The sequence below is a fragment of the Pantoea sp. AS142 genome, from assembly GCF_037152305.1.
In the GTDB taxonomy this organism is placed as follows: Bacteria; Pseudomonadota; Gammaproteobacteria; order Enterobacterales; family Enterobacteriaceae; genus Pantoea.
The window spans coordinates 143,218-156,007 of sequence record NZ_JBBCMO010000010.1 but is presented as its reverse complement, the minus strand read 5'-3'; the positions used below and the strand labels follow the sequence as shown (position 1 = coordinate 156,007).

General features: G+C 58.1%; 15 protein-coding genes and 1 pseudogene. 7 read left to right on the top strand and 9 right to left on the bottom strand.

Annotated elements, in window-relative coordinates; genetic code table 11:
• Positions 1–83 precede the first annotated feature (83 nt).
• From WFO64_RS17750 to WFO64_RS17730, 5 genes and pseudogenes are all read left to right on the top strand, one after another.
• Entirely contained in the window at positions 84–353 is a 270-nt protein-coding gene (locus WFO64_RS17750) for a hypothetical protein (RefSeq protein WP_337013375.1), read from the top strand.
• 9 nt (positions 354–362) lie between these two features.
• Positions 363–800, top strand: coding sequence for a PTS sugar transporter subunit IIA (locus tag WFO64_RS17745; protein WP_337013374.1), 438 nt, complete (start codon positions 363–365; stop codon positions 798–800).
• Positions 797–1,420 carry an AAA family ATPase gene (locus tag WFO64_RS17740; RefSeq protein WP_337013373.1) on the top strand — a complete coding sequence of 208 codons (624 nt, stop codon included), beginning with the start codon at positions 797–799 and terminating at the stop codon, positions 1,418–1,420. Before WFO64_RS17745 ends, WFO64_RS17740 begins: the two co-directional genes overlap by 4 nt.
• Entirely contained in the window at positions 1,389–1,841 is a 453-nt protein-coding gene (locus WFO64_RS17735) for a thiol-disulfide oxidoreductase DCC family protein (RefSeq protein WP_337013372.1), read from the top strand. The genes WFO64_RS17740 and WFO64_RS17735 overlap by 32 nt, the downstream gene beginning before the upstream one ends.
• Positions 1,842–1,960: 119 nt before the next feature.
• Positions 1,961–2,287, top strand: a pseudogene (locus WFO64_RS17730) (dihydrodipicolinate synthase family protein); the annotation flags it as partial.
• A 19-nt stretch (positions 2,288–2,306) separates the two neighbouring features.
• On the opposite strand, the gene WFO64_RS17725 reads toward WFO64_RS17730, so the two are convergent.
• The 3 genes from WFO64_RS17725 to WFO64_RS17715 form a co-directional block, all read right to left on the bottom strand.
• Positions 2,307–2,801 (bottom strand): AAA family ATPase, encoded by a 495-nt coding sequence (locus WFO64_RS17725; protein ID WP_337013371.1) that lies wholly within the window; start codon positions 2,799–2,801, stop codon positions 2,307–2,309.
• Between the two features lie 318 nt (positions 2,802–3,119).
• The gene (locus tag WFO64_RS17720; protein ID WP_337013370.1) at positions 3,120–3,359 is read right to left on the bottom strand and encodes a hypothetical protein; all 240 of its coding nucleotides are present in this window, start codon (positions 3,357–3,359) and stop codon (positions 3,120–3,122) included.
• A 263-nt stretch (positions 3,360–3,622) separates the two neighbouring features.
• Positions 3,623–3,952, bottom strand: a complete 330-nt coding sequence (locus WFO64_RS17715) for a cupin domain-containing protein (RefSeq protein WP_337013369.1) — start codon at positions 3,950–3,952, stop codon at positions 3,623–3,625.
• Between the two features lie 138 nt (positions 3,953–4,090).
• On the opposite strand from WFO64_RS17715, the gene WFO64_RS17710 reads away from it, so the two are divergent.
• Positions 4,091–4,729 (top strand): RpiB/LacA/LacB family sugar-phosphate isomerase, encoded by a 639-nt coding sequence (locus WFO64_RS17710; RefSeq protein ID WP_337013368.1) that lies wholly within the window; start codon positions 4,091–4,093, stop codon positions 4,727–4,729.
• A 63-nt stretch (positions 4,730–4,792) separates the two neighbouring features.
• Here the strand turns inward: WFO64_RS17710 and WFO64_RS17705 are convergent, their stop codons facing one another.
• From WFO64_RS17705 to WFO64_RS17680, 6 genes are all read right to left on the bottom strand, one after another.
• On the bottom strand, positions 4,793–5,557 hold the full coding sequence (locus tag WFO64_RS17705; RefSeq protein ID WP_337013367.1) for an ABC transporter ATP-binding protein: 765 nt from the start codon (positions 5,555–5,557) through the stop codon (positions 4,793–4,795).
• Positions 5,558–5,566: 9 nt separating this feature from the next.
• Positions 5,567–6,433, bottom strand: coding sequence for an ABC transporter ATP-binding protein (locus WFO64_RS17700; RefSeq protein ID WP_337013366.1), 867 nt, complete (start codon positions 6,431–6,433; stop codon positions 5,567–5,569).
• Positions 6,405–7,310: an ABC transporter permease gene (locus tag WFO64_RS17695; protein ID WP_337013365.1), complete on the bottom strand. Its 906-nt coding sequence runs from the start codon at positions 7,308–7,310 to the stop codon at positions 6,405–6,407. The genes WFO64_RS17700 and WFO64_RS17695 overlap by 29 nt, the downstream gene beginning before the upstream one ends.
• On the bottom strand, positions 7,307–8,338 hold the full coding sequence (locus WFO64_RS17690) for an ABC transporter permease (RefSeq protein WP_337013364.1): 1,032 nt from the start codon (positions 8,336–8,338) through the stop codon (positions 7,307–7,309). Before WFO64_RS17690 ends, WFO64_RS17695 begins: the two co-directional genes overlap by 4 nt.
• A complete protein-coding gene (locus tag WFO64_RS17685) occupies positions 8,335–9,861 on the bottom strand; it encodes an ABC transporter substrate-binding protein (protein ID WP_337013449.1) in 1,527 nt (508 codons plus the stop codon). Before WFO64_RS17685 ends, WFO64_RS17690 begins: the two co-directional genes overlap by 4 nt.
• Positions 9,862–10,056: 195 nt before the next feature.
• Positions 10,057–11,211, bottom strand: a complete 1,155-nt coding sequence (locus WFO64_RS17680) for a mandelate racemase family protein (RefSeq protein WP_337013363.1) — start codon at positions 11,209–11,211, stop codon at positions 10,057–10,059.
• Positions 11,212–11,558: 347 nt separating this feature from the next.
• Between WFO64_RS17680 and WFO64_RS17675 the strand changes: the two genes are divergently transcribed.
• Entirely contained in the window at positions 11,559–12,674 is a 1,116-nt protein-coding gene (locus WFO64_RS17675; RefSeq protein ID WP_337013362.1) for an ABC transporter substrate-binding protein, read from the top strand.
• Positions 12,675–12,790 lie beyond the last annotated feature (116 nt).

The window sequence follows — 12,790 nt, the reverse complement described above, 5'->3', positions numbered from 1 at the left end:
GCCATCACCGGGTTATTGCGTTAAACGTTTTATCATCACTATTAATCTAAGCCACCCCGACACGATACGGGGCAGGAGAGCCTATGTTTGGATTCTTAAAAAAGTCTCCGGCTGTGGAACAACCCAGCGAGCAGCAGCAGGATCAGCTGGCGGAATTAAGTCGCGAGAAAATAACGCAACTGGAACAGCAGCTGGCGAGTAATCCGCGTGATGGCGAAACGCAAAAACAATTAATGCTGGAATATAACCGGGCATTAAGCATATTTGCGAAAAGCCGTCGCTACCGCACTGAAATTGATTCGCTGTTTGTCAAAATCGATGAATTACGCAATGTGGTTCGCCAGTCGATTTAAGGAGAACTGATGACGATTAAGCAGTTATTACAGGAGGCAAACGCCATTCAGATTGGCATCGACGCCACGGACTGGCGTCAGGTTATCGCACTGGCCGCCGCGCCGCTGGTCAGCGGCGGCTATCTCGATGCCGCCTATCCTGAAGCGGTCATCGCCAATACGCTGGCCCATGGGGCTTACTATGTGTTTGAGGAAGGCATCGCCATTCCCCATGCGCGACCGGAAGCGGGGGTGATCCGCGACTGTTTCAGTATGATCCTGCTGAATGAGCCAATCTCGTTTGCGGGCAGTGATAAAGCAGACATTGTCATTATGTTTGGCGCACGTGACAGCAACGCACATATCGAAGAGGGGATTCGCGCGATTGTGTCGCTGCTGGAAGATGAGGAGACGCTGGTCAGATTACGTCAGGCCAGCAGTGTCGCGGAGGTCATCGATATTTTATGACGCTAAAAACACCGTTAAAACGCGTGGTGCTGGTTAACGGCATTCCGGCGTCAGGTAAAAGCACGCTGACGCACGCGCTGTCACAACACTTTGGCTGGCCGGTGCTGACGCTCGATAGCCTGAAAGAACCTTTTATGCGCTGTTTTGCGCCGGTCGATCGCCAGCGTAACCGACAACTGGGCTGCGCGGCTTATCAGGCGATCTGGAATATCGTCGGGCAGGCACCTGTCAGTCAGATCTGGCTGATCGACGCCTGGTTTGGGTTCCAGCCGCGCACGCTGCTGGAGCAGGGACTGAAGCAGGCGGGCGTCGAAGAGGCACTGGAGCTGTGGCTGACGATTGAACCGGAGGTAGCGGTGGCGCGCTATCAGGCGCGCCTGGCCCAGCGGTTGCCGGGCCATCCAGGGGCGGAGTATCTGCCGGAACTGCGCCAGCTGGCGCAGCAGGCCAGGCCAATGGCGCTGGGGCCGGTGTTTGACGTTGATGCCTGCGCTCAGGATCACGCCGCCGTTATCCACTGGCTGCAACAGCAACTCACCAGAACCCGCTACACTTCAGCTCATCATCAGAAGAGTGAGGAGTTGCAGGATGTCGTTGCCCCCTTATCTGCAAACCGGTGAAAGCGCGGTGCTCTATGACGGCGTCTGTAAGCTGTGTAACGGCTGGGTTCAGTTCCTGCTGCGCCACCAACTGGCGCGGCAGGTCCGTTTTGCCTCGGTGCAGAGCGAGCAGGGCAAAGCGCTGCTGCGCTGGGCCGGAATGCCGGAAGAGAACATCAGCACTATCGTCTATATTGCTGACAGTCAGCACTGGCTGCGGGCGCAGGCGGTGTTCCGCGTGATGCAGCACCTGCCAGTTCCCTGGCGCGGGCTGACGGTGCTGCGCCACTTCCCGGACGCTATCAGTAACTTTGCTTATGACCGCATCGCATTAAACCGCTACACGCTGTTTGGCCGCTACAGCAGCCCGCACGCAATCAAACCCGATTATCCCGGACGTTTTCTGCATCCGGTTGAACAGTCCGTCACGCCCGACGGGTAAATACCGCCAGACAGCGGCTGTCGTCGCCTTGCCAGGCCCCAGGTGAGCGAAAGCGTTTTTTTCCTCATCGGCCAGGCGTTGAAAGCGATCAAGAGATCAACCTCCTGTTATGCATCAGTAGCGGTGATGCCTTTGCCGCCAACGGGTTGATTGCGGGCTGTGATGGCGGGTATTCGGTGTGCGGCGGGCTGTTTCCGCGCGTTGCAAAAGCGATGACCGACGCGGCGGCCGCAGGCGACCATCAGAGCGTCAGGGCGCAGTCCGATCGCCTGCAGCCGTTGTGGGCGCTGTTCCGCCAGCATGACGGCATTTCCCGGGTGATCAGCGCCGCGGCGGGGCTGCTGGGACTGACCGAACGCGACTGCCTGCCGCGCCCGCTGTTACCGCTCTCCGATGCGCACTGCCAGCAGATTGCTGACGTGCTCGCGGCACTCGACCTCTCTTAAGATCCCGCGCCAGAAGGCATTAACCGTGGCGCACCAGGTTAAAGCCTTCTTCCTCCTGCGGCGCTTCGAAATAGCGGGTAATCAGCGCGAACTGCTCGTCCGTTGCGGCAAAGGCGTGTTCGCCGCCCTGATTTCGGGCGTGCAGACGCGATTTACACAGCGCATCCGGTACGTCCAGATAATGCAGGCGATGGTCGGCAGAGGATGCCTTAATCACCGACATCATCCCGTCGCGATTCGCCCGGGTGTTGGCAGGAAAATCGAGCACCACCGACACGCCTGCGTTAAGCAGCGCCACCAGATGAGGCGTCATCGCATTTCTGAGTTTTGCTGCATGGCGCACGTAATCGGCCACCGACTGCATCTCGTCCTTATAGAGCGCGGCGAGCCACTGATCCTCGCTGATCACCACGCAACCGGGGGCGGCGCTCAGCTCAGCCGCCAGCGTCGATTTCCCGGAGGCAATTTTTCCACACAGCAGATGCAGCGTGGCGGGGGCAAAGGTCATGGTCATATCACTCCTGTGTCAGCCTGATAGTGAACCGCGCGCATTACGCGAAGGGAAAGTAAAGCAGGTCTCGCCGAAGCGGGATTCAGGCTAGCAAAACAGGGGAGAGATAAGCAATGAGAGGCATAAAGTTGCTGGTGAGTTAAACCCGAATTTACCGCGCGTAGCAGCCTTCGCTGCTGCGGACGTTACTGCATTCAGCAAAACCGCGGCTTTCGCTGGGCACTCAACGCCTGAACGGGGAAGTGCGGTCAGGCGTTGAGTGCGATATCAGATACGCTTTCAGAAAAGGGTGAATCGGCGCTGAACAGCTGGCAACTGACTTCATTTTTGTGCCATCAGCAACGTCAGCAGTTCGCGGCAGCATGCCTCTTCTTCTGCACTGTCTGCGGATGCCAGGTGGCGCAGCAGTTCCATACAGCTTTTTTCCTTGCCCGCCTCAAGTAACTCTTCAATCAGAAAGGAAAGTTTGTCCTGTTCTGACGCAGCAAAAGAGGAGGTGAACTCATTTTTGACCGGGAGAGTATGATTCACCGGCAGCGTAAGGGTGTTTTGCATTGGCATATTATTGTCCTGTTTCAGGTTAAAAAACGCACTGGTGTTGCTATTAAACTTATACAATGATCCTTATTTTGTACAGAAATCTGACGGATTGATTTTTAAGCCGAAGCTAAGCGTAGCGCGGTTGCGGAGTAAACGCTGGCTAATCATTCAGTTAGCCGGAGAAAGGATTTTAGAAAAATTGTTGGGGCGTTAAGTCAAATGCGGGCAACAGCAAAAAATGTCATTCCGGCGTGCGTTTAGCAGGCGGCCCACGGCCGCCTGCCTTATTTAGCGGCCAGAAAATCTTCGCGCTGGGGTGTAAAGGTATCCAGTAGCCTGCCTGCCTCAAGACAGACACAGCCATGCACCACATCGGGCGCTTTGTAGAGGGTATCGCCTGCGCCTACTTCACGCGTTTCACCATTGATGGTGAAGGCAAAGCGTCCGCTCAGCACATAAGTCAGCTGCTCATGAGGATGGTGATGCAGCGGACCAATCGCATCTTTCTCAAAACTCACTTCCACCGCCATCAGTGTGCCGCTATAGGCCAGCACGCGGCGAGTTACGCCGTTTCCCAGATCGTCAAGTGGTCGCTCTTTATGGTAGATAAACATCTTATCCTCACGCTGTAGTGGGTGCTGCGATGGCTGTTTTGTGATGTCTCTCACAGCACGCGGGTGAATTAGTCCATGCACTTTAGTGGTTTTCCATTAAAATGAAACAGTGTTTCAATAATTTTATGAGGGTTGATCATGAAAATCGCGTTAATGATGGAAAACAGCCAGGCCGCTAAAAACGTTACCGTGCTGAAAGAACTGGAAGGCGTCGCGCAGCCGCTGGGCCATCAGGTCTTCAATGTCGGGATGAGCGATGAGCAGGATCACCATCTGACCTACATTCACCTCGGCATCCAGGCGAGCGTGCTACTCAACAGCCAGGCGGTAGATTTCGTGGTCGCGGGTTGTGGCACCGGGCAGGGCGCACTGATGTCGCTGAACATCCATCCGGGCGTGGTCTGTGGTTACTGTATCGATCCGGCAGATGCCTACCTGTTCGCGCAAATCAATAACGGGAATGCCTTATCCCTGCCATTTGCCAAAGGCTTTGGCTGGGGTGCAGAACTCAACCTGCGCTTCATCTTTGAAAAAGCGTTCACCGGCGAGAAAGGCAACGGCTATCCGCCAGAGCGTAAAGAGCCGCAGGTGCGTAACGCCGGCCTGCTGAATCAGGTCAAAGCCGCGGTGATCAAAGAGAACTACCTCGACACCCTGCGCGCCATCGATCCTGAACTGGTGCGAACCGCCGTCAGCGGCCCACGTTTCCAGCAGTGCCTGTTTGAGCATGGCAAAAATCAGGCGATCGTCGCCTTTGTGCGGCAACTGACCCACTAAGCGCTGCGATTTCAGGGCCGGTCTTGCCGGCCTTTCTTATTCTCTCCCGGCTTCAGCTGATAGTCAGCCCTGCTGCACCCGCGCCGGATTGTAGTAGCGACTCGCCTCCACCAGCATCCGTGTATAAGACATCGCGGCGTGGTCAGCCACCAGCGTCGGTACATCCAGCGTCTCCAGCACCTTGCCCTGTTGCATGACTGCCACGCGATGGCAGAGGTGCGCCACCACGCCGAGATCGTGCGTCACCAGCAGATAGGTGAGGTTATCCTGCTGTTGCAGATCGCTGAGCAGATTCAGGATTTCCGCCTGCACCGACACATCCAGCGCGGAGGTGGGCTCATCCAGCAGCAGCACGCGCGGTTCCAGAATTAGCGCCCGGGCAATTGCCACGCGCTGACGCTGCCCTCCGGAAAGCTGGTGGGGATAACGCATCTGCCAGGCGCGATTCAAGCCGACTTTATCCAGCATCGCCACGACGCGCTGCTGTCGCTGCCCGATACCCTGAATCTGTAATGGCTCTTCAAGGATATCGCCCAGTGTGTGGCGCGGGTGGAGTGAGCCATAGGGATCCTGAAACACCATCTGCACCTGCCGACAGCGCGCCCGATCGATGCGGTGCGCCAGTGGCTGGCCAACAATCATCAGCTCGCCCTGCCAGTGATTAATCAGGCCTGCCAGACACTTCAGTACCGTGGTTTTGCCCGATCCCGACTCACCGACCAGCCCGAAAATCTCTCCCTGTTTAACCTGCAGACTGACGTCGAACAGCACCTGTTTACCGCGACCCTCTTCACCAAAACTCAGGTTGAGATTTTTCACCTCAATCATCGTAACTCCTTAGTCAGTTAGCCAGCTGGCGTGACGTTGTAACACCGGCAGGCGCGTGCGCCGCCGATCAAGGTCGGGCAGTGCTGCCAGCAGTCCCTGGGTGTAGGGATGCTGTGCGCGGTCAAGTTCACTGGCAGCCAGCGACTCCACCACGCGCCCGGCATACATCACCAGCACCCGGTCACAGAAACTGCGCACCAGATGGATATCGTGACTGATAAAAATCAGTCCCAGCCCCTGCGCTTTTACCAGATCATCCAGCAGCGCCAGCACGTGCAGGCGAACCGAGACATCCAGTGCAGAGGTCGGCTCATCGGCAATCACCAGTTCCGGTTCGGTGATCAGCATCATGGCGATCATCACGCGCTGCCCCTGACCGCCGGAGATCTCATGGGGATAGCGTTGATAGACCCGTTCAGGGTCGCGGATCTGCACCACCTCCAGCATTGCCAGCGCCCGCTGACGCGCCACCGATTTCTGGCCGCGATGGTGGCTGCGCCAGGCTTCGGCGATCTGCTCGCCAACCCGGATCACCGGGTTCAGTGAATATTTCGGGTCCTGCATAATCATTGAGATGCGTTTGCCACGAATCGTCCGCATCTGAGCCGGGCTGGCGTGCAGCAGGTCGATATCGCTAAACTGCATCCGGCTCGCCTCGATACGCGCCTTAGCCGGATGCAGTTGCAGCAGGGCGCGGCCTACGGTCGATTTACCGGAACCGGACTCACCGACAATCGCCAGCTTCTCCTGACCGAGCTGAAAGGAGACGCCGCGCACCGCCGGGGTAATCTGGCGTCCGTTAACAAAGTTCACGTGCAAATCGCGCACGTCGAGCAACGGCAAGGCGTTACTCACTGCGGGGATCGAGCAGGTCACGTAGGCCATCTCCTAAGAAGTTAAATGCCAGACTGTTAATCAGGATCGCCAGACCGGGCACGGTGACCACCCACCAGCACTCCAGCATGTAAGTGCGGCCGCTGGCGATCATCGCGCCCCATTCCGGATCGGGCGGCTGTGCGCCCAGCCCAAGAAAGCCCAGCCCGGCGGCGGTGAGAATAATGCCCGCCATGTTCATGGTGATGCGGATAATCACCGACGGCAGGCAGAGCGGAATAATGTGCTTCCAGAGTACCCGCAGCGGTGATGCGCCCTGTAAGCGCACCGCGGAGATAAAGTCCGCCTGACGCAGCGACAGCGTTTCGGCGCGCGCCAGCCGGGCAATGGGCGGCCAGGCGGTGAGGGTAATCGCGATCACGACATGCTCCAGACCTGGTCCCAGCGCGGCAACAAAGGCCAGCGCCAGCACCAGACTGGGAAAAGAGATAAAGATATCGGTGACGCGCATCAGCACGCCGTCGACTTTGCCGCCGAAATAGCCAGCGGTAATGCCCAGCAGCAGGCCGAGTGGCCCGACGGTGACCGATACCAGCAGCACAATGTAGAGCGTGATGCGCGCCCCCCAGATCAGACGGCTGAAGATATCCCGGCCAAACTCGTCGGTGCCAAACCAGTGGGCCGCGCCGGGTGGTGTTAAGGCGTTGTCGAGATCCTGAATCAGCGGGTGATAAGGTGCGATCCAGGGCGCAAACAGCGCCACGATGCAGAGCAGCAGCACAATGCCGCCGCCAGTCGCGGTCAGGGGATGACAGGCCATGCGCCAGAGGAAATAGCCGCAGCGGGCAGCAAACCGCTGACAGCGAGCCAGTCGCTCGCGGGAATGACTGACAGAGGCAGTGTCAAAGGAGAGAGTCATACTTTGGTCCTCGGATCGAATACCTGATAGAGCAGGTCGGAGATCAGGTTAAGCAGCACAAAAATCAGACCCACCACCAGCACACAGCCCATCACCGCATTCACATCCCCCAGCATCAGGCTGCCGGTGAGGTAGGAACCAAAGCCTGGCCAGGAGAAGACAGTCTCAATCAGCACAGCGCCCTCCAGCAGTGAGCCATAGGCCAGCGCTACCACGGTCAGCAGCTGCACCAAAATATTGCGGAAGGCGTGCTGCCAGATCACCTGCCATTCGGTCAGGCCCTTGACCCGCGCGGTCAGAATGAACTCCTGCGACAGCTGCGCGAGCATAAAGCTGCGTGTCATGCGGCTGATATACGCCATGGAGTGAACGCCGAGCAATGACGCGGGCAGCACCAGATGATTCAGCGCATTCCAGAACACCTGGCTATTGGCCGCCAGCAGGGCGTCAATCAGCATAAAACCGGTGCGACGCGGTACGAGGCCATCCAGACTGAAGTCCAGCCGGCCTGCGCCGCCGACCCAGCCGAGATGGGCATAAAACAGCAGCAGGCCCATCATGCCGACCCAGAAGATGGGCGTGGAGTAACCGGCCAGGCTGAGCATCCGCAGCAGATAGTCGATGACACTGTTGCGACGCGCCGCTGCCAGCACACCCAGCGGGACGCCCAGACCCGCGCCAATCACAATCGCCAGCGTAGCCAGTTCGACGGTGGCCGGGAAGACGCGCAGAATGTCATGCACTACCGGCTGACCGGTGAGCAGCGCATGGCCGAGATCACCCTGCAGCAGCGCATTCAGGTAGAGGCCAAACTGCATCCACAGCGGTTTATCAAAGCCGAGCTGGTGGTAAACGTGCTGATAGGTGGCCTGATCGGCGTCAGGGCCCACAATTGCCAAAACCGGATCCAGCGGCATCACCCGGCCAATAAAAAAGGTCAGCAACAACAGGCCGAATAGGGTAATCAACACCTGCACAGCGCGATGGCTGATGCGGCGGCACTGATTTCGGGTCAGGGTAAGCGTCATGGTGTGCCTCCCGCCTGGGCTTGAGGGATCTTCCAGACATCGCGCAGGAAGGTGGTCGCTGAGGGATGCGGCTGATAAGCCTGTACCCGGTTATTGACCACCACGGAATCGAGCATTTGTGACAGCGGCATCAGCGCAGGAACCAACTGGTCATAGCGTTGCTGGATGGCGAAATAAGCCTGCTGCTGGCGGGTTTTGTCACGCTGCACCAGCGCCTGGTCGATCATGCTGTTGAGCTGTGCGTCGTAGAAACCGGTGCGCCAGCCCTGGAAGTTGGTCAGCCGGGCGCTGTCCGCATTGTTCGGGTTGTAAACCAGCGCCCGCAGGCTGGAGTGGGGATGCGGCTCCACGCCACTGCCGCCGCGTCCGACCAGCAGACTGAACTGGCGATCGCGCATTGCACCATAAATCTGATTGCCGGTGCCGGTAATGATCTTTGCGCGGATCCCGCCCTGAAGCAGCGTCGACTGCACCGCGATGGCGATATTCAGAAACGGCTGATCGGCCAGCACCCGCAGTGTGGTGTCAAAGCCATCCGGGTAACCCGCTGCAGCCAGCAAGGCACGGGCACGCGGCACATCGAGCCGGTAACCGGGATCGGGCAGCGTGGCGGGCATGCCAGCCTGAATCGGGCGCTGATGCAGTTCGCCGTAGCCGATCATCAGACTGTTATTGATGCCCTGATAATCGACCAGGTAGCGGACGGCCTCACGCACGTTGATATTGTCGAAATGCGGATCTTTCATGCTCATCGCCAGGTAGTAGATCGTCCCTTTTCTCACCGCGTCGAGGGTGAGGTCGGGATCGTGACGCAGGGCGCGCTCGTCGGGGATCGCCATGTTACTGGCGATATCCAGATCGCCTTTCTCCATCATCAGCCGCAGGGTCTGAGACTCCTGCAGATGGCGGAACACCACCCGTGACATCTTTGCCGCGCCGCGCCAGTAATCTGCTGCACGATTCATGCGCAGCACCTCTTTCGCCTGCCAGACATCCAGCCGGAACGGGCCGGACCCCGCTTCATGGGTGGTGAGCCAGCGGTTGCCCCAGTCGCCATCGACCTCATGCTGTTGCACCGTTTTGCGGTCCAGTACCACCATGCAGCCCAGCGCGGCCAGCGAGTAGATCACCAGTTGTGGATCGTTAGGCTTGGGCAGGGTGATGACCAGCGTGCGGTCGTCGGGGGCGGTGATCATCTGGTCAACGTTGTCACGGCTGAAGCCATAAGATTTCCACACCGACGCCTGCGCCAGGTTCAGATGCAGCACGCGGCGCATTGACCAGACCGCATCGACGCTGGTGAGCGGATTTCCTGAGTGAAACCTGACGTTGTCACGCAGGTAGAAGGTCAGGGTGCGGTTGTCCTGACTGACTGACCAGCGTTCCGCCAGTGCCGGGCGCACCTCGGTAAGCTGCTGCGGGTTCAGCTCGACCAGGCCGTCATAGAGATTTACCACAATGCCGACCACCTCGTTGCCGGTCATGGCGGCCGGATCCAGGGTGAGCAGGTTGTTCATATTCATGCCGACGATTAGCTGGTCATCCGGGGTCTGCGCCTGGATTGACGTGCTGCCCGTCAGCACCAGCAGCGTGATCAGCCAGGCGCCACATCGTTGTGTCAGGGTCATAGGTAAAGTCCAGCAGGTCAGAGGTTTTTCCCGTTTACCGCTCCGTCTGGGCTTCGCGGTAACGGGGTTATTATTGTTAGCCGTACTTATTTACCAGCGGTTCAGCGTGTGGGTCTCAATCCAACTGAAGTTGATATCCTCACCCAGTCCGCTTCGGGTGGGCAGGGTGACGAAGCCCTGATCGTCCATCGGGTCAACCAGGCTGTTAAGGTAAGCGGGCGGCGTCTCATAATCCAGGAAGGGATGCAGCAGGCCGCGCTCATACCAGCGGCAGTGACGAATCGCCCCGACTACCGCCAGGCTGGCCGCGCCGTTGCCGTGAACTTCGCAATCCATGCCAAAGGCCTCAGCCAGATTGGCCACTTTGAGGGTGGCGGAGATGCCGCCCACGCCATTGGCTCCGGCACGCAGAATGTCGCAGGCTCCGGCACGGACCCAGTCGGCGCGACTGTGATGTTTGCCACCCAGGCTCTCCGGGCCAAGCACGTCGATAGCGAGGTTGTCCGCCAGCCAGGCATAAGAGGCCATGCTCTCTTCCTCCATTGGCTCCTCGAACCAGGTGAAATTAAGCTTTTCCAGCGCTTTACCGATGGTCAGCGCGTCACTGCGGCTGTACCAGTGATAGCCATCCAGCATCAGCGCGATATCCGGGCCAACCGCCTCGCGCACTGCAGCACAGGCTTTGATATCCATGGCCGGGCTGGGCGCAAAGGAGACCGGCGGCATCCAGGTGTGCAGCTTGATCGCCTGATACCCCCGCGCCACCAGCTTTTCCGCGAACTGTGCATACTCATCCGGCGTTGATAATCCACCGCTCAGCTCGTCGCCACACATGGTGCTGCCGTAAGCCGGGATCTTCTCGCGATAACCGCCCAGCAGTTTGTGCACTGGCTGTTTAAGCTTGCGACCAATCAGATCCCACAGCGCCTGCTCTATAGCGGAGAGCGCCCGCTCGGTGAGCTGGTGGGCACTGCCGCGCTGCCAGTGCGCCAGGTCTTGCCACAGACGTTCCCGGTCAAAGGCGTTCTGACCGATCAGCACCTTGCGGAAAAAGGCGTTAACCACGTGGGAGCGCACCACTTCGGGCGGAGCAAAGGCGTAACCGCAGTCGCCATCCTCGCTGGTCAGAGTCAGTAGCGCCATCTGCGCATCAGTTTCCGGGCCGGGATGGCCGTGGCCGGCACTGTCGGCGCACCGCTGGGTGGGATAGGTAAAAAGGATGACATCAATGGCGCTGATCTTCACGGTTAGGCTCCTGTGGCAGGCTGTACTGATGGATTATTAAAACGCTGTTTCATTTTAAATTTAGCGTTCACAATTCATTAACGCATTAGCCAAAGCGATACGATTAACGGCTAATATGTGTGCAACTGCCCAGGCTGTTGTGAGCATACTCACGAAAGCTGACCGTTTTGTGAGCAGCGACACGCTGCGATTTTTCTCTAAGCTGGCGTTATCTTTAATCCCACTGAGCCTGTTGAACGCCGCTTTAAGAAACTTTTAACCGGTAACTTCCCCTGACTGCTGTTTTAGGTGATAGTAACGCCGCTTTACATTAATAGTTCTCATTATCATTTGTGTGGGTTTAAACAATGAAAATTTGGTTTTTAGCACTGGGGCTGCTCACGCTGGCCGGGACGGCTTCGGCCAAAATGATTACCGATGTCGCAGGGCGTCAGGTCGAGGTGCCGCAGGAGGCAAAGCGCATCATTCTGGGTGAAGGCCGTCAGATCTATCTGCTGGCGGCATTTGATACCGACGCCCCGTTCAGCCGGGTGATTGGCTGGCGTGATGACTTTCCGAAAGCGGACTGGGACGGTTATCAGGCTTATGAGAAGCGCTATCCGGAAATTAAAAAATTACCGACCTTCGGCGGCGCGAAAGATGGCACCTTCAACGTCGAGCAGGCGTTAACCCTGAAGCCCGATCTGGTGCTGATGAATCTGGAATCCAAAGCCGCCACCGATGAAGGCAAGCTGATTGAAAAGCTGCAGGCTGTGGGTGTGCCGGTGGTGTTTATCGATTTCCGCGAAGCCCCGATGGTGAACGCGGAGAAAAGTATCCGGATCATGGGCGAACTGGTGAACAAACCAGCGCGTGCTCAGGAGATTGTCACCTTCCGCCAGCAACAGATTGACCTTGTCACCTCACGCCTGAAGAACTTCACCGGCTACCGTCCGAAAGTGATGATCGACCGCGCAGGCGGTTACAGTGACGAATGCTGCATGTCGTTCGGCAATGAGAACTTTGGTCAGATGGTGGAGATCTCGGGCGGGCGCAATATTGCCCGAGATCTGATTCCTGGCACCTTCGGCACCGTTAACCCGGAGCAGATCATCGCCAGCCAGCCGGATGTGGTCGTGGTGACGGGCGCAAACTGGAAGAACTACAACACTGTGGGCAAATGGGTCGGCGTCGGTCCGGGTGCGAATGTCACCGAAGCGACGGCGCGTCTTAAGGCGCTGATGAGGCGCGATGCTTTTAAAACCCTGCCGGTGGCGCACAACGGCAACGTCCACGCCATCTGGCATCAGTTCTACGACAGCCCGTATCAGTTTGTGGCGATTCAGGCGCTGGCGAAATGGTTGCATCCCGATCTGTTTGCCGATCTTGATCCGGATGCCACCTTCCGCGCGTTCCACCAGAAGTTCCTGCCGCTGCCTTACCAGCCAGGGTACTGGGTCACGTTACCCGCTGAGAAACCCTGACTGACCGGCGATGACAGGGACGTCATCCGCCTGATTTGCAATTCCTCCTGAATAAACCCTCTCGTTCTCTTCAGATTTACTAATATTTACAGGCGCGGGGTCGGTTGCACTTAGCA